We start from the raw sequence: 19,322 nt of genomic DNA on the forward strand, positions 1-19,322 counted from the left end.
CCAAGGTAAGTTAGTGATTCATTGCTTGCAAAAGATTCAGAACTTCTGGTGTTGCATTTTTGCTAGTGCGCTTTTACCAGCTGTAGCTGGTAAAGTCGCAGATAACAAGTAGCAAATTTAAATTTTGCATTAAATATTTTACCAAAAATTCAATGCTAAAATGGTAACCAGCTGTACTAAGTCAACTGAGAATCAGCACTAACAAAATCTATCGGTTGCTTATCTATCTCTCTGCTGGCTACGCAGAGCTAGGATGTTAAAAGCTGAATCTCAATATTGGTTGGAATGACCATTTTTAATGGTTGCAAAGTGGTCAATACGTTTTGCGGTTGAATTTTGCTTTATTGAGTGCCAATATTATGCACTTTGATCCTAAACAACAAGTAAAATATAGGCAATTAACGTCTGTTATCTTATTGTAATTAATTTAACTAATCATACACGATAATCATAAAAACCTATATGCCATACAAGTACTGTTTTAATGGTGAGAAAAAGCGAGCAATAGTAAGTATTGCAGTAAAATAATAACAGCAAATAAATCGACTACCGTCGGCTGGTCATAATTGGCAGACTGTTTGCAATAGGTTATTATTTATAATCATCATCGAACATAGCATGGACACTTCTATGAGTATGTAATTATTTTCTTTTAAAATTCGTCGCTAGGTCCTAACATTTAGTTTAATACTACACCCTAACTTTAGGTAGTTAATTTATCAATGAAACTTTCAGTGCTGCTATTGTTATGCTCCTCATACTAACAAATTAATCGATACTAACTGTGAAATTTAATATTGTCATTAACGATTTGGGTTACAAACTAAATTAACGAATATTAGGTGCTGATCATGCCGTTAATATTTCGATAACAACACTACTATATGCATCTTATGCCCATGCGATGGTTAAAAAATGCTCACTAGCAGAAAGTAGCGCTATCTTATACATCTACCGATGGCGCTATTAAGCAAGCAACCCTGGAGTGTGCAATGCGATAACATAGACGATGAGTTGTACTAGAGCCAACATACTAACATATTATCATTAGCATTTATTCATCTAGATAAATGCCCCTTATACGGTGAGAGAGATAAATAACCTTATATGATCTTCGTGATGACCTTTAGTTTTAGTGGAATGTACAACTGATGGATGCATGGGCAGGCATTAAGATGTTTATTGTTATTCTTTCCTCGATAGCATAAACTATGCATTTGTCAGCCATTAGGTGCCTGTTGCAGCCGGCAACTGCGGTTTAGATGGTTCCTCAAACCGAGATATTTCAGAATGACACTTCTAGCAAGGCCGGAATAAGCGTGCTAGTTTAGCCGTGCGATGTTGTTGGCACACCGCAATGGGCTTTTTATATCGCTATAGGCTATCTTTTTATTTCGTCACTGTAATCTAGTATTGCACCAGATGCTTTTATCCCTGCTAGAAGATGTTGTGCTGGTATGTTTCACGTATGTTACTCAACGAACAGCTCGAATTTGTTACCGCTGCGTTTCCTGATATCTATAATATATAAAATTATATTTATGTAGCTGATATCGGTAAACTATGTGCAGTTAAAATAGCTGTATATTAAAAGGGAAGATCTCTATCTTAGAGGTGAAGGTAGTTTTCTGTTCCATCGCTCTGACTCATGCAAGTCGTACAAAGAAAAGTAACTGGCAAGCATTCACTTTATTTAGATCGTCGGCTGCGATATCACACGTTTTGATTCTCTCATCCTATTTTACTTATACGTCAACAATTGGCACCTAGTATTCGTTTCTTAGCCGCGATAAAATACGAACAGGGTATCTACATTATTACCATGTGCTTTAATTAAATGTAAATTACTTAGTTAAATTATGATAATGCTATAAGATCTGTTGAGAATTCTACTATGTTAAAATAATAGTAATGAATAGAGTAAGTATCGTAAATATTTTATTAGAAATCTTTAAATATTTATCGCGACCGTTTTGAGTGTATCTACATCGTTATCGGTCTTGACATGCATTATTAGCGCCACTATTTAATAAATCAGCAGCTATCTCCTGAACGCTATTAGTATTTCATCGCGTGTTATTGTGCGTTGATATCAGTCGTTAAAACGAATTTGAACTAAGTAAATACTGCTCAATCTATTATTGTTAAACGCTAATTTACTCACAAACATCCATGCTGAGCTATTTACCAGCTCAGACAATCGTGTTATTTGTAATTAATTGCAACTAAATGCGATAACTAATTGATTATTTAGCACAAATATCCTTGTTTCTTGCTGCAGCACAATATTACGAATAGGATTGCGATCATTGTTCTTCAGACAATTTTGTTATATGTTTAGTAGTTACCGGTATGTTTCAATTGTTGTGTTAATTAAACACAAGATTGCTATTTTGTGATGCAATAGGTGTTGGTGGTGCAGAGATAATCTAATATTTGAAGATATATTGTCGGTGTTGAGGCCGTACTTGCAGATAGACATTTGTTATTGAGTTGTATGATTTTATCACTTGTGTTGAATGCATGAAGTAGTTGTATCTGCGTGTGTTATTATCTGCCTTAAGACTCAATTTATAAAGAGTTATTAGTTTCGTCTATAGTAAGCCTTTAACGCGTTAATATATATTATATTGAAGAAATGCAACTCTGCATAAATTTATGCAGTGTGCTATTTATTAAATTTTGGTTTAACTACTTAATAAAATGTGAGGTATTTAAAAAAGTAATGTGCAATAAATGTAGATTTACTTAGTAAATATAGATTGATATGAAAAGTTAATACTATTCAACACACAAATATTGTTATCGATAATATACTATAATTATTGCAAATAAGAATGTCAATAAGTTTATGGTGGTGATTAGATTAATTATTGCTTGTAAAGCAATTAACTAATGTATATGATTATTAATCATATCTGGTATATACAGTTATGATAGGTAAAATTCTTCTACCTTAGAAGTCGTTTGTGATTTTTAAATAATATGATATTGATTATTAAGTAATAAGTTAAATGTTTTCAATTATATTCAATTTCATTAAATTAAAGCAACTAAAATATTAGTAGTAGAGGTTTTTATAAAACCACAGTGATACACGCATTCTCTTTACGATCTTACTGTTGCACAAGATAAAGAAATAATACTTGTCTTTTATTAACGACAAACTTATTGATAAGTTATTATATAATACCATTTTTATTTTTAGTTTCATAATTGCAAAATACTACTCTGATATCTTTGCTTGTAAAATAATATCAATGTCTGTGTTAATAGCATCATGATCTGCTGTTAATCACATTTTTGCAGCGTGTTTTTAACTTTTAGTTTGTATTCCTTATAAAAGAATAATCTTAGTAAGTTAGCCGTTTTGTATACATAATATTGTTTGATATCTTTTATTTGAAAATATATTTACCACTGTATTTCATGAGCCGAGTCTGACGTCTTTCATTTTAGTAATTAGTATTAATATTAATTTAATTTCCTAAATTGCTTATGAAATAATACTTCTGATCCGCTTATTTTAAATACTCATAACACTAGTAAAACTTGATTGTGCTGTAAAAATGTTTTGTAACATAGAAAATTATAGCAACTTTTACTTCGTAAGTATCTTATTGGTCTTTTTGGGCATTTATTCTTTTTTAGTCTTCTGAGTACTTACGCATTAAGTTATTATTCTCATAGAAATCCCCCCGCTTTTGCATGCTTTTTATTCATCCTCTATAGTCATAGCACTTAACAGTATTTTTAGCTTGTATAGTTATTTATTTTTCTATACAGAGACACTTCTAAAAGACCGAAGATCAATCATGCAGAATTCTTAGAATACTTAAAACGCTTTAACGGTTCGTACCGAATTTGATAGCAATATTACCTCTTTGACTAGGTAACAGGTAAAATCTTGCATCACCGTTAGATCAGTTTAGTGTTTTTCATCTAGTAATAATTAACTTATCTCTTTCTTGTGAGATTTCTTAAGTTGTATCATGATGAACTGGTAAACGATAAACTTGTTATTTTGACGTATTAGTTGCCTCTGCGTTTGTATTTGTAAGATGACAATTGACTATCACTAGCTAGTTCATATTCTGGCCGGAAAACTAATAACTTATATTTATGCTATGAGCATGGTGGTTAAGTATAAGTTATGCTTGTAGCTTCGTCTTAGACGTTGCCTGCTGACAAGCTTCTCTTACCATATTGCTCTTAATGACGCGATAAACATTAGGTTTATCGTCTTGGCAATGCTTTATATATAGTAGTTACTGAGATAAATATCAAGATATGACATGATGCGTCATGCTATGATTAGATATCACTTTTTGTGTGTTGATTACTGAAAATCGTTTAGTAAGTTAGACATCAAGAGTTCCGTAGGCTTATAAAGGTGTTATTTTAAGGCCTTACCTTATATGATAAATTGATGGTAAAACGACTAATTTTCGTAATTTTATCCGTATCTTCATCAGTGTTCAATGTAATATTATTCGATTCTCATTAAGGAGATTTTGTGTATAAGTTCAGCAATACATTTATCACTAATTTAGATTAGTGATAAAGACTATAGAGTAAACATAACACCTAAATTTGAGTTATTAGTGTCAATATTTCGCTACGCAAAATATTTAGGAAGCATGACTGATGACTAACTGGCTACAACCGCTCAAACTGGTACTGAAAAAGAAATTAGATTTGAGAGGAGTTACTGGTTCTGATGATCTATCATCAGAAACTGTTCGCTAGTTTATTACAGATACAGATATTATCATACCTGCTAGATGATAGCTATTATAGCGCTAGCTATTCGATTTTTCTATCTTTGTTTGCAGATAATTTTGATTTATTAATATTTTGCCGTGTCCAACAGACACAAGTTGAGGAGGGAAGGAATGTTGATCTAAAATTGCTAATTCTCAACTAATTAAATTTCATTAGCTTGAAATATTTTTTTTTTGCTGAAGTTTTGATGTTAGTATATTAATTTTACTTGTCTATTATAGAGTATGTGTTTAGTAAAATATTTAATGATCAAGTGCACTTTATTAAAGTGGATATACCTATCTCATAATTACTGTGATTTGTATAATTCTGCGTAAACACGTTGAGGGGATTCCTATAGAGAGTTTATCAGCATGCAGATAACGGTAATTCGATAGAATACCAGGTATTACAAGTACGCTTGAGGAACTGAAGATAATTACGTGTCGTCGCTTTTATTGTTTTAGGCTAATAACGACAATGCTTATGTTAAATTTCTTTTAACAATGCTTCAGTGTAAAGTAATATGGTCAGTAAAATACTTTACTATACTAGTAACGTAATGTTATCTTTGTGTTTCATCCTTTTGTACAACGAATAGTGATAATTTTTCATATTGTCGTTCGATATGTGATACTAAGCTATTGGCACAGAGACAATAACTTACTTTGGCACTTACTGCATCGTCTAACTAGGAGTTGATATAGCTTTAATCGTTTAGGTAGGGAACCAGATAAATTTTATACTAAAGTATACTTGTATGCTCGTTGTGTTGACTTATTTGGCACAATTGAGAAAAACACAATACATACTACAGAAAGTATATTTTTTGTTAAGGTCATTAACCTAATGTCAACTTTTAATACATAGTAATTTAGGTTTTATAAAGTACAATGTAAAGATTTTATGAAAATGTTGCGTATCGTTATTCGTAATATTTACTTGATTACTGCCGGCAAGTTGCCTAATAGGAAATTATATGCTAGCGCATATAATATGCGTATAAAATAAATAGAAAATGAATGTTATGATATGAAACAGAAAATTAGCATTTTTTTAATTTTGTAGGCTAGAACACCTAGTTATAGCCTAGGTATTTTGTGCTTAAGCTGCAGTGATTTGTTATGCGCGCTTGCTAATTGTTTATTCGAAAGATCTTATAATCTGATTAACTACTATTTATAGGTAAAAAGATAGTATCTGCCTTATGGTCGAGTCTGATTTGCACCATGGCATTCAAGTAGTTGCGGCTTCTTTAGATATATTACCTAGTTATTTATTAGTATTTAACGATAGCTAGCTGCTTCCATTCTTAGTTATTCAACAAAATTAGCAGCATTAAAGTTAAAAACCTAGCAAAATATTTTCTATGATAATCAAAAACCTGCGCCGTAGTGCTCTTTTAATGCACTGAAAGCTAGCGTCATGCTGCTATTTAAGGCGATGACAGCACATCAATTGTCACAATGATGGTAAACTCTACTATTAATTTTTAACTATTTTATAGTTTACCCGACATTATGCTGATATCGTTAAATGATATTAGCTATGTTATATAATTTTATTGCTTCATATCTACAAACTTGATTGTGTTGCATATCATTATTTTTAATAAATATTTATGGGGTTATTTTAGTGTGGTAACGTGTCATTACTTTTATCAATTGGCTTGAAGCTTATTATAGACATAATCTAGACAGGTAGACGTTAGATGCTTATTTTGTGCAGATTGCTGTCGGTAAAAATCTGTATTGATAGCGCAGACTAAACACATTTCGTGGATTTACTTTGTATAGTAATTGATGTAGTTGTTAAAAAATGCGCTTGTGCAACAAGCACAAGCTTGTTTTTTAGTGTTGAATTATATGTGAAATATCAATGAGTAAAAACTGATGTTTATGATTGCCTTTGCTGCCGCGTGCAACTGTTATTAAATCAAATGGTCGTGAAAACGACAGCATTTATTTCGTTAATTATTTATGACGTTATAAAACGTATAACACCTAAATAACCACTAATAAACACTCATTAAAATTAATGAACATAAAGAAACCAGGTATAATTTTGTAGTATTTTATTTATTACTTATTCACGGAACGCCACAGGCAGGAGATAATAAAACGTCGTGTTTATTTTGCACGAATTTATATAGCGGCAAAATTAAATACTAATTTATTTTAGTGCTTTTAGATATGATGCTTGTTCAAGATTAGCAAGATTAATCAAAAATAGTACATTCTTATAATATGATTAACATCGCCAAATTTTTCTCAATTATAAAAAGAGATAGCATGTTGTATTATTTGAGTAGCAATATGTTTTACTACATCATATACTTACCCTTATCTGGTAGAAGGGTACCATTTACAATGGTGATCTACTTGTTACTGAAAGCTTGATAAAATTCGCAATCTAAATATTAAAAACTATTATTGTGCCGATGTATGTGGCATGTGATTGTTATATTTACAGTCGCGCGTTTTTTATCATCTTGACCGTAACAACCTAATGCTAAGCGAATATGTTTAACGCTATCTATCATCTACAGATGATAGATAGCAATTTTTGATTGCATGTTTACGCCAAGACCTCGATGGTAGTAGACCAAAATATTTTGCACCTTAGTTCCATCATCGGATTAAATTAAGCCGATATTACCTTAAGTTTTCTAATTAAATAATGAGGAAATTTAAATGAGTTTTTCAGTTTCTGAAGCAATTGCTGCCACTAGCACTATGCCCCAATCTAGCCCTTACTCTCTAGTCGTTATGCTAGTTATTTTTGGCATAATCTTCTATTTCATGATTTTTCGTCCACAACAGAAGCGTGCTAATACGCATAAAAAACTAATAAATTCCATATCCAAAGGCGATGAAGTTCTGACAACCGGCGGTTTAGTGGGGCGCGTGGTTAAAATTACGGATATCGACTATATTTCCATTGCGATAAATAATACTAATGAAGTTATCATCAAGCGTGATTTTGTAGTTGCTATTTTACCGAAAGGCACGATAAAGGCGCTGTAATAATTTATTATCCTGCAAGGAATATCATGTTAAATCATTATTCTTTATGGAAGTATAGCATGTTAGTGCTAACGCTGTTAGTTGGATTTATGTATGCTCTTCCCAATTTGTATGGGGAAGATCCTTCCTTACAGATTACGAGTGCGCAGGATGAGGAGGTCAATGAATTGACGTCGGTTCAAGTCCGAACCATTTTAGAACAAAAACATATTGCTAGTAAATCAATTACTCTGATGAATGGTATTGTTTTAGCTCGTTTCTCCAACCCGGACTTACAGTTGCTCGCCCGAGACAACTTAGTAAAATCACTTGGTGAGAATTATGTTGTGGCGCTTAATCTAGCACCAGCCATACCTAATTGGTTAGCTATGTTAGGTGCAACGCCGATGAAGCTAGGACTAGATTTGCGTGGCGGCGTTCACTTTCTTATAGAGGTAGATATGGACACCGCGTTCAACAAGCAGCAAGAAAAAATAAGGGATACACTACTCAGTGATTTACGTGAAAAAGATATTTCATATGTGATGGTGCGTAAAATCGAGGGTTACGGTAATGAAATACGCTTTCGCGATGCTAATACCCGCAATCAGGCAATATCATGGCTGGCTTCGAATCACCGCGACCTTGTTATCAACAGTGTTGGAAATAACGCGCTGAGCGCTAAGTTGTCAGATGATCGCCTATGTAAAGATCGTGAGTACGCGGTGCAACAGAACATAACCATACTGCGTAATCGCATTAATCAGCTAGGCATTACCGAGTCTTTAGTCCGTCGTCAACGTGCTAACCGTATTGTGGTTGAGTTGCCTGGTATACAGGATATAAAGCTCGCTAAAAAAATTTTGGGGGCAACCGAAACGCTCGAGTTCCGTTTGATTAATATCTTGCCGAATCAAACTTCTGTTGTTAACGGCAACTTGCCGGAAAATTTAGAGGTGAAAACTACCAGTGACGGTCAGCCGGTCGTGTTGTATAAACAGGTCATTTTAACCGGCGATCATATCATTCACTCTACTTGCAGTGCTGATGAATATAACCGTCCACAGGTTACGATTTCCTTGGATAGTAGTGGCGGTAATATAATGTCCAACTTCACCAAGAATAATGTCGGCAAGCTGATGGCCACCTTGCTTGTGGCATATAAGGATAGCGGTAAGAAAGATGTTAACGGTCGCGTCATTTTAGAGAGACAAGAAAAAATTATTAATATTGCTATGATTCAATCGCAACTAGGTAAGAGTTTTCGCATTACTGGCATCAAAAATTATAACGAAGCGCACCAGTTGTCACTGCTGCTGCGTTCGGGCGCGTTGATTGCGCCGATACAAATTTTAGAAGAGCACATCATCGGTCCGACATTAGGACTGAAGAATATTACCCAGGGACTGCAAGCTTGTCTTTGGGGGTTGATGGCATCAATTTTGTTTATGGTGGTATGGTATCGCCTGTTTGGTCTTATTGCCACTACGGCAATCATAGCCAATTTGGTGCTTATTATCGGTATTATGTCCCTGTTGCCTGGTGTGACACTAACCATGTCTGGTATTGCCGGTATTGTGTTGACGTTAACGGTAGCGGTGGATGCTAATGTGTTAATAAATGAGCGGATAAAAGAAGAGCTACGCAACGGGCGTACAGTGCAGCAGGCCATTCATGAGGGATATCGAGGCGCGTTCTCCAGTATTGTTGATGCTAATGTTACAACGCTGATTACCGCTGCTATTCTGTATGCAATAGGCACAGGATCACTGAAGGGATTTGCCATTACCACGGCTATCGGGATCGCTACCTCAATGTTTACGTCGATCATTGGTACTCGCGCTATCGTTAATCTACTTTACGGCAGTAAACGTATTAATAAGCTGTCTATATAGTAGGAGTAGTTTGTGTATAAGCAAAAAATAAATGTTAGAGAATTAAATCACGGACGGATCGTTTATGATTTTATGCGTTGGGATTATGTGGCTTTTAGCCTATCAGCTATTTTGTTTATATCTTCCATTACAATTATGGTGATGTGCGGTTTTAACTGTGGGTTGGATTTTTCGGGCGGTACGGTAATTGAACTTAATCTAGAAAATACCGTAGATCTTCACCAGATTCGTAATGTACTTGAACATGCAGGTTTCACGGATCTACTGGTGCAGTATTTCGGCAGCAGTCGCGATCTGGTAGTTCGCATGCCTCCGGTACAAGAAGCCCAGGATTTGGGTAATAAAGTTCTCATGGTTATTAATAATGCAATTGGTCAAAACGCCGTCTTAAAGCGGATTGAGTTTTTTGGACCAAGTATCGGTAGTGAACTGGCGCAAGACGGCGTTTTGGCGCTGTTGGTAGCGTTGATTTGTATCTTAATCTATGTTGGCATTCGTTTTGAATGGCGGCTGGCTACAGGAGTGGTTTTGGCGCTTGCGCATGATGTGGTAATTACTATGGGGATTATTTCGCTGTTCCGTATAGAAATTGATCTTACGATCATCCCCTCGTTGATGTCGGTGATCGGCTATTCGCTAAACGACAGTATCGTAGTTTCAGATCGTATTCGTGAGAATTTCCGTAAAATCCATCGCGGAAGTACATACGATATTTTAAACGTATCTCTAACGCAAACTTTGAGTAGAACCATAATAACGTCTGCCACCACCTTAATGGTAGTACTAATGCTGTTAATTTTTGGCGGCGTAATGCTGCGTAGCTTCTCGATAACACTTTTTATCGGTGTTTTTATCGGTACTGTCAGTTCTATCTATGTTGCTTCAGCATTAGCGCTTAAGCTTGGCATGCAACGCGAACATCTGATGCTTCAGATCGTAGAAAAAGAGGGTGCTAATTAATCATTGTTGCATCGTTAAAATTGCTTAACGCCTATAAGGAATTCTAAACGCGTATACGATTTTTGTTGTGTGCATTTGTTATAGATCGTGACCTACCAACTTGGGGCTTGCGCGGATAGCCATTGCTAACCGTATGACTTTTTATTGCATCGGCGCGCAAAGTTGATTTGCCACCTAAACATGTTTAGGTGTGTAGTCTCCTGATTATAGGCTTGGTAAAATCCATCGCCAGCGTATTTTACGCCGTGTTCGACTAAATATCATGCAGCTGAATATAAAATATGATATTGAAGCTTTTAATAATTAAATAAATAAGTTAAAATAATTTAATTTAGAATAATTTATTAAAATTTTTAAGCTTATTTAAATATTTTTCTTATCTTAATGTTTATCTATAAACTCAAATAACTTATGCTATAGCAATTTCTTTTGTGCATAATCATCTGCTTATTATTAGCGTAGATATTTGTTAATCAAATTATAGTGTTAGCTGCATGTCTGTTTTTCTTGCTTGGATGTAGATATGGTCGTTTTTACAATTTTTGGTAAAACTTACATCTCTCCTAAATGTTGTCCGCTTACAAAAGATAGGTTTTGATTTGGATCAAAACAAGGTAATAATGTGATCAGAGGTTATTTTCTTAGAGAATTATATTTTTGTTAATGCATAGTTATGCAACTTTAATTATCTAGAAAATAAATTTACGTTTAATTGAATAACTTTTGATTACTTATTCATCCATGGCTACACGAAACATGGTAAATAGTAATGCCATAACATGATTAATTTTGTTATTTTACCTTCTATATTTAAATATATTTATATCTTTGATCTCTACATTTTTAATAATAGAGATTACTAAATTAGTTGTATTTATTTTAGGTAGTTATTATTTTGCTCATTCTTTTTAAGATATGATATCTATCAAGATATCCAGATAATGTGATGCCTATTAGCTAATAATTTTAGCTATTCAATATGAATGTAGTCAATAAGCGATGGTTGAATGAGTATTCAATTATTATATTAGTTAGTGTATTGTACTATGATAATAGATATAAGAATTCTGACGCTTATGTTTGATAAGTTTATGCTCTTTTTATCGTTAGTGAATGACAAAATAGTAAAATATCTGCTATTGTATGGTTGTGATTATTGCTTAAAATGTAGATCTGATGATTTGTTTAGTATGATATATTTATACTAGAGAGTATCTCCTAAGCGTAAGGTGATAATTAGCACAAGATATTGTTTTAATACGTTACTCAATGTGTTATTAATCAGATATTGTATCCTTCATGTGTTGTTTAATTGCTCTAGTAAGCACATATAGAGATGTTCATGTAAGTTTTTTAAGCAATGTAAAAGGTATTACTGCCATATTTTATATTTAGATACTGTGATGTATATCAGAATGACTTCTGATTAAATCAAGTTGCTGCATAGTGTGTCATAACGTCAAACAAGGCTGGGAAAATGGTGAATTATAGGAATTAGCTGTGTCGTTACTCAATTAAAATATTTATAATTTAAATAATTATATTATACCTTATTCTTACATGTTTTTACAGAAACTCCTGCGTACTATGCCATCATTATGTGATGCTTTAATTAGGCTTATTTTGGTATCGTTTATTTGTTTCATTGTTTCTCATGAATTTATGATTTCTTTCAAAATTACTTCTAAGAATGTTTCGTTTAAATAATTTTAATTTTGTAGTAATTAATTAATCTGTGAAGTTATATGTCTAACTTTATGGGACAATTGCTTTAATTCATTTAGCGTTAAAGCTTAGTAATTATATCAGAGAAGAATGATGTTAATAATACCCCTGTTATATAGTGTGGATCTTCCTTCAAAAACTTTGATAAGCCTGTTTTTGGTACATTGATGCCTCCTTTTGACTCATGAATAACTTTTCAATCGAGTTATTACCACAGCAGTTACCACCTTTATTGTGGTTGATGCTTTGTGTAATCTTTAATTGTGCGACAGTGTCCGTCTAGTATTGACCTCTATAATAGGTTCTTGACCGTTGCGAAATATTATACAAAAAGTTTAACGACCAAGCTCCTTGTTTATCTCAAGTATTTTAACGATTACCAATAGCTCTTTGAGGTAAACATTATGCAGTTTACTAAGGGTGGAAAGTGAGCACTTTTAACATCCATTTCTAGAACAGCTCAAAACTTTCCTATACATATATTAGTTATTATGCTGCATAAATCAGGTTGCAATGTATCACTGAAATGATTGTTTTGGTTTATAAGGTAAGTTATTTAACTCGTTATTTGTTTTTGTATTTATTGGTAGATACTTGAAACTAGAGCTATTATAACATGTTTTATTTACTAATTAATAAAGATTATATCTTTACCTTGTTGGTATGGTATTTTTATTAAAGCAATGATTTTAGCTCTGGTAGAGCCGCTACTATTGTTCCAGGTTTTTGCCTAAACTGAGTTTATCGATTATGCATAGCGAGTGTTATTTTATTCGACTACGATAATAACATGCCTGAATAATTTAAGGAATATAATGATATGTATGACATTAGGAGTAGACTTATAATATCCATATTTAAGATGTTATAACTATGCATCCTATTTTAATCGTTTTATTGCTTTATCTGCGCAATTGACTGACTTTGCTGAGTATTCTGGCCATACTCGGCTTTCTGGTGTTATATATATTTTATATCCTGTACTTTACATTGCACGTACTTCACTTAGAGCGAGTTGCAATGCGTTTTATACGCCTCTATAGAAAGGTGATTTAATACCAAAATTTACAATTTATGTTTTACGGACATGCCAAAATCGGAGCGTGTAGTGTTATTACGGAATTTTTTGAGTCGGTCGACGTGATGGTTATTTAAACCGGAATTGATTGTGGTTTTGGCTAGATTAGCGTATTAAAACGCTAGGTTACTATTAGCGTCTTAGATTGTATCGCAAGTGATTAAGCAAAAAACAAAGGTATGTTACTTGTTAGTATAGATTTTCTTATCTTAAAACTGAGTGCGCGAATTTTGAAATGTATAATATCCGGGTATAAAAAGGTTATTGCTTCAACGATAACCTATTCCTTGATTGGTTGTAGACCTGGGTGTTGTTTACGATATAATAAATCCATGCTAGAGCGATCGGATATTAAGAGAATACTTAGCGTATTGAAAAAGAATAGATCATCTGATATGTGCTAAATTACGATTATGCTTCGTAAAGCAGCGTATTTGTACCTTTATTAGCAGTAACCGAGACCGCGATAACCGGTGCGAAACCTATATTTCGGCCCAAAAGAGTCAAACGAATTGTGATTTCCTTCATACTGAGCCGTTTCTGTCGCGCGTGCGTGGTTACAAACTGCTAATTTTGCCTGAGATCGCTACTTACCGCTAGATTAAAGTATTATAGCCTTTGCGAAATATATAAATAAAGTTGTATAACAGATTATACCACAAATCCCCGGATCAATACATGTGGTTGCATCGTCGCTTCAAAGCTAGTCCTTTCTGGCGGTAGTTCTTTGTATCATTGCACTCCTTCCGTATCAATTGCTGTACTAGCAGTAGTTAACTAGGTAAAACGATTGAAATATTGCGTATTATAATGTTTGTTTTTGGTATATTTAGTTATACTTGCACTTTATTTATTATCAGTAAATTCATACTTACTTTTGCGAAACCTTACTATTTTGATTTTCTTTACAACCACTCACAGTGTAAGAACTCGTTGAGTAATTAGATAATTATCTATTAACTTCACTTCAGTTACACTAGTTTAGGACTATTTCTTTTACTCTCTACTAATTAGAGAGTAATGCTTATGATTTTATCTAGCTCGCAACCAATGAATTTTTTATTTAGCACCTATATTACTACTTCTCCTTCTATTCCCACAGAGGGGGAGATAAACAACATCGAAACGATGTTGTTTATCGTGAGCGAAACCACATCATCGATTTTTATTAGTGATAAAGATTAAAAGACGTCTCTGGCATGGGTCGTAGCAGTTTATTAATTAACTAATACTAGCATCTTCCCTAACCAGTTACGGAATAGTATTTAATTTGTTTAAGATAAAATCTTCATAATATTAGTAGGGTTTAATGTGGATGTGCTGTAAGTACTGCCTGTAATAAAGACAGGTAGTGAAATAAATTAACTCAAATAGTTTTATTTTTCTGTACCGTTCTGCTGAACGGTATTTATCTATCACACTTAATTTTCTATCGGATAAACGCAGTTTATGTTTTCTCTGAAATAGTAAAATATCACGTATCCTATATTAATCGCGTACTGCTATTAAGCAGCTTAGGACATCTTCACGTTGAGTGATTACCCTCAATAAGGTGCAAAAAGCTTCTTGGCGAAGAACACCTGTGTTTTATAAGCCTTAGCAGGCGATGACTAGAATGAGATTGTGTTCTCGCATTTGCGTAAAAACGCGAAATAAGCAATAATAATCTGAATGTGAATCATTCACTATTATGGTTAGCAGCATCTACAATCTTATCGTAATCAAGAAAATGGCTGCGTCGCTACGTTAATTCAAATTTATTTTTAATATTTATTTAAGATTAATAAAGTGTTAGTTATGCAAGTGATGCGTTTTATATAACTGTATACTTCACATGTACGCCATGACTAAATTAAGGGCTTCACTAGAGGTAATTGACATTAGTTTTTGTACTAAATACAGTCTTGTTATAGTTCATGTTATTAAACTAATTAATACTTTCTTTATTGCTTAGAATATTAATTCTCAATGCGTTTTCATGTGTATATTTGTGTATTCATGATTTGTGTTTGATTGTGAATTAAGGAAGGTTAAGTTGGATGTGTTGCCAAATAACTCTTCAGCTTTTGCTTGCCTGAATTTTATATGATATTGGTTTATCGCTAAATATATTTAGCGTTGTGATACAATCGTGCGTTAAAGGTTGTTACAGGCGCCGCAATGAGATGATTTACAATACACGCGATATTTGCTGTTCTATTAAGATATGGAAACGGAGCAAATCGGTAAATTATCATAGCTTCCATGTCCGCTTACGTTACTGCTATGCATATTGCAATCGCACATATGTTACGCTATATGCAGGTTAAACTGCCTAATACAAAATGAAATATTTCATTTTCAGCCTGATATCTGTATCCCCCTATCCGTACTTTGATCAGGCTGATTTTGCTGCTTGATTTAAACAGTGAGAAATGCGCAAACCTAACAGGTTTATATTTACGCGCCGTGAGTTAATCTACTGTTTAAAATGTTGCCGCAGACCATCTATCGTGGTTCTCTGTGTGGCCTGGCAAGTTGCTGATTAAAGAAGAGTTAATTTTGGCTGGTTGTGCACTTAAAGTGAACGACTGGAAAGTTCACAGTAACTTATCAACTTACACAAGTATTTAATTTTGGCCTAATTATTAAAAGATAAGTTCTATTTCTGTCATTACTCATAACGTTGCCGCCATGCTAGGCATATTGATGTAGCGCGCCCACACGTAGTTTTAAAATAAAAAACAGCTTTACTAGACTGCGCTCATGAACATTGCTTATTGTCTACTCGCACCTAAACGAGCTTAATCAGGTGATAGGTAAAATCGCCGTTGTTTCACAAACTACCTGCAAAATGGGCAGGTAGTTTCAAAAATGGGGGCGCGCAGCAGGCTTGATTACTACTATCAGTATAACGTTGATTTACCTGAATACAATTTCTTTATCGATCACGTCATCGCGCGTATTATATTTAGTGGAAATCAGAAGCGTCCAAGATTTGAACTGTGTTCTAAATTAAACTAGTACTGGCAGTGCGGTTTCTGGTATTAACCGCGTGCTTAACACCATATTCGGTGTATTTGACTCTAAAAACCATCTTAATTATATAAACAATGTGTGCAGCAATGTCCTTTGGTAAGGGTATTATCACCGGTTGATACAGGTTTATGATGTATATATGTATAATGTAGATGTCATTGAGCTAAACCCGATGGTTGTAGTCGATTACTGATTTTACCGGTTATTTAGACTTCGCCTGCAACTACCACATTCATTACTGCGGGTTGATAATTCATACATACAAGTATATGTTATTAACAATTAATTGTTATAATTAATCAATTATATCAACTCCTAGTTATCATTCAGCGATGCGTGGCTGCTAGATAACACCAAGTTGCATATTGAAAACTACAAGTTGCGCTCCTAAATCATGGTTTATTTATTTTAATTAACATATCATAAATTTACCTAACTACAGTGGAAAATACAGCATAGAACGTCGCTGGTAAGCGTATTTGATTTCATTGTAGAAAATTAGAAGCACCATCGTAAATAATAAAACTTATTACGGAATTTATTAGTATATATAAAAGATAAGAAAAATTTGGCAGGAATAAGCTCGCTGATAAATATGCTGAAGCAACATAACTTGTAGCGTAATATACATTTATGAGATGAGTGTGCAGAGAAAACTGCATGCTAAGAGTTAGATTGTATCTTCTTCTAGAGATTGCTTGTGTAGATGTAGGATGGGCTGATAACCGTAGGTTTTGTTGCCAGATGAACTAACTATTTAAATATTAATACCAACAACTAGCTAACTATTTTCTTAAAGAAAAAAATTAGCAGCATTATTTAAACCTACTATGTTCTCTTATTTATCTACGATATGGAGACTATTTTGTTTATTTTGATTGTGAAAATCTTATTTCACGTTAATAATTATAATATATTCTAAAAAAATGAAAAGAACCACAAATACAACAGGTAACTAACACCTGTTGTAATCGCATGTTGTCTAAAGAAGAGTCGTGAATTTATAAGGGACATAAAACTGGTGTGTCGTAATAATAGTTGATTGTGCCTCTAATTTTGTTCTGTAAAGATTACTTGAGATTGTGCTAGGTGATTATTGAGCTAAATAAGATTTAGGTTGAAAATAGCTCAAACGTTAAAGTTTATCTTTAAACTAAAAGATGTTAACTATGGCCTAAATAAGGAGGCTGCTAGTAAATCATTTTGATGAAATGTATGGAAGAAATTATTCTTATTCATTCTAATGTTTGTAGTAAAATTATGCAACTGAAGTTGATGCGTATCTAGTTTTAAGTTCATAGTGGTCGCATGTATTGATAGACTAAACTGAAAGCACCCTCATTTTATAAAGGAGTACGATGTTTATTCTGGAACATTTAGTATATGAGACAAACCAAAATGAGCTACTCACGCTATAGTTATTATATGTATTTTGCTGCAATTTTTATAGGTTACCCAATTAGCAAGGCATTTGCTGCTAAATTTTGGAGGTCACACAGACAAGCTAGTTCTGGAGCAATCTTACATTTATTAAATATGCTGCTAAAAACATTAGAATTGTTGCTATTCCTTACTAGGATAAGGAACTATCGTATTGATAATAAATAAAACGTCATTATTAATTTTATTAACTTATAAATATGGGTTGTATACCTAGATATTAAAAAGGGATACTAACCTTAAAAATAGAAAAATAAAGTTTCTCAAAACCTTCTACCACCTTTAAGATAGAAGGCAGTCAGTGATTTTCGTTGTATAAAAACTCAGAATAGTACTATACCCAATCATATCAATGCGCTATATTATCTATTTGTAGATGCTTAACCAAGCAGCTGCTGTTCATGGTAGTATTGGGAATAATGAACTTAATACTTAAATATGTTATAAAAAGCGCAATTCGTTGAAGAAACCTAAAATTCTAGTTTAAAATACCTGATAAGTGTTGTTTTGCACATACAAATATTAAGACAATGAATACGCTTCTATGTCTATTTTATCATGCTAGCAGCATAACCAAGTTTATAAAGTTGCGGTATAAATGATTTTATAGAAGAAAGCGTTAAGATAATCAGGCGGATACTTTAGATTTATTAGCTAGTTAATTGGAAGTTTAGTAATATAAATTTTGCTGCAAGCTAAGAAATAATCTCGAAAGTACTTTAGATGACCAGTAAGATGCGCTATTACCTTCTGATAGCTATCATATAGCTATCAAGGAAGACACTATGCTGAAAAAATTTGTTTAAAAGCACTAGTGGTAGTCTACATCAAAAGACTGGTATTGTACTAAATAATTTCCAATTTATTTAGTGAATTTATATTAAAAATAAAGTTTTTTACTATGATGCTTTACAAATTTATACAGTAACTTAACCTAAGTATGGTGTTCGTCCTGGTTACTTGGTTATTTAAGAAAAGATCTGCGCTCTATCATTTTCTGGTCAATAGATTTGTTATTGTTTTATGTCTAAAAAACACTCGAAAACCGAAGTTTGCGTTATTCGACTTAAATTATTTTTAATCATAATTAATCCTTTTATTTAATATGTAATTTATATACATGAAACTGATGATTCAGGGTTTTTGCTTTGAGGTTATGTCATGAATCCAACTATTTGGATGACCCTTGGTTTGTTGCTTGTGCTCGAAGGGTTAGGACCCATGTTGTTTCCCACATTCTGGCGCAAGGTTATAGGTTCTTTGGTGAATTTACCGGATACACTGCTGCGCCGTTTCGGCGGTGGTTTAGTGGTCGCCGGTAGTATCATATACTACTATACTGCATAGTAAAATCGTTGATTAAAATATAGTGCAAACAACAATGTGAACAGATACTAAAATTACTTAAAGTTGTCTAGTTAGATGTTATAATATATT

General features: G+C 33.3%; 4 protein-coding genes. All 4 read left to right on the forward strand.

Annotated elements, in window-relative coordinates:
• Positions 1-7,457 precede the first annotated feature (7,457 nt).
• The 4 genes from yajC (at position 7,458) to HBA_RS01495 (ending at position 19,232) form a co-directional block, all read left to right on the forward strand.
• Positions 7,458-7,790, forward strand: a complete 333-nt coding sequence (gene yajC, locus HBA_RS01480) for a preprotein translocase subunit YajC (protein WP_097032272.1) — start codon at positions 7,458-7,460, stop codon at positions 7,788-7,790.
• Positions 7,791-7,816: 26 nt separating this feature from the next.
• Positions 7,817-9,664, forward strand: coding sequence for a protein translocase subunit SecD (gene secD, locus HBA_RS01485; RefSeq protein ID WP_097032273.1), 1,848 nt, complete (start codon positions 7,817-7,819; stop codon positions 9,662-9,664).
• A 72-nt stretch (positions 9,665-9,736) separates the two neighbouring features.
• On the forward strand, positions 9,737-10,624 hold the full coding sequence (secF, locus tag HBA_RS01490) for a protein translocase subunit SecF (RefSeq protein WP_097032615.1): 888 nt from the start codon (positions 9,737-9,739) through the stop codon (positions 10,622-10,624).
• An 8,422-nt stretch (positions 10,625-19,046) separates the two neighbouring features.
• Complete coding sequence (locus HBA_RS01495; protein WP_097032274.1) at positions 19,047-19,232, forward strand: DUF2065 domain-containing protein; 186 nt, start codon at positions 19,047-19,049, stop codon at positions 19,230-19,232.
• Positions 19,233-19,322: the final 90 nt, after the last annotated feature.

The sequence above is a fragment of the Sodalis endosymbiont of Henestaris halophilus genome (genome assembly GCF_900161835.1).
GTDB lineage: Bacteria > Pseudomonadota > Gammaproteobacteria > Enterobacterales > Enterobacteriaceae.

Excerpts from the sequence above, each read along its gene's own strand:
- secD (WP_097032273.1), top strand. The coding sequence starts at position 7,817 with ATGTTAAATCATTATTCTTTATGGAAGTATAGCATGTTAGTGCTAACG.
- yajC (WP_097032272.1), top strand. The coding sequence starts at position 7,458 with ATGAGTTTTTCAGTTTCTGAAGCAATTGCTGCCACTAGCACTATGCCC.
- secF (WP_097032615.1), top strand. The coding sequence starts at position 9,737 with ATGCGTTGGGATTATGTGGCTTTTAGCCTATCAGCTATTTTGTTTATA.
- HBA_RS01495 (WP_097032274.1), top strand. The coding sequence starts at position 19,047 with ATGAATCCAACTATTTGGATGACCCTTGGTTTGTTGCTTGTGCTCGAA.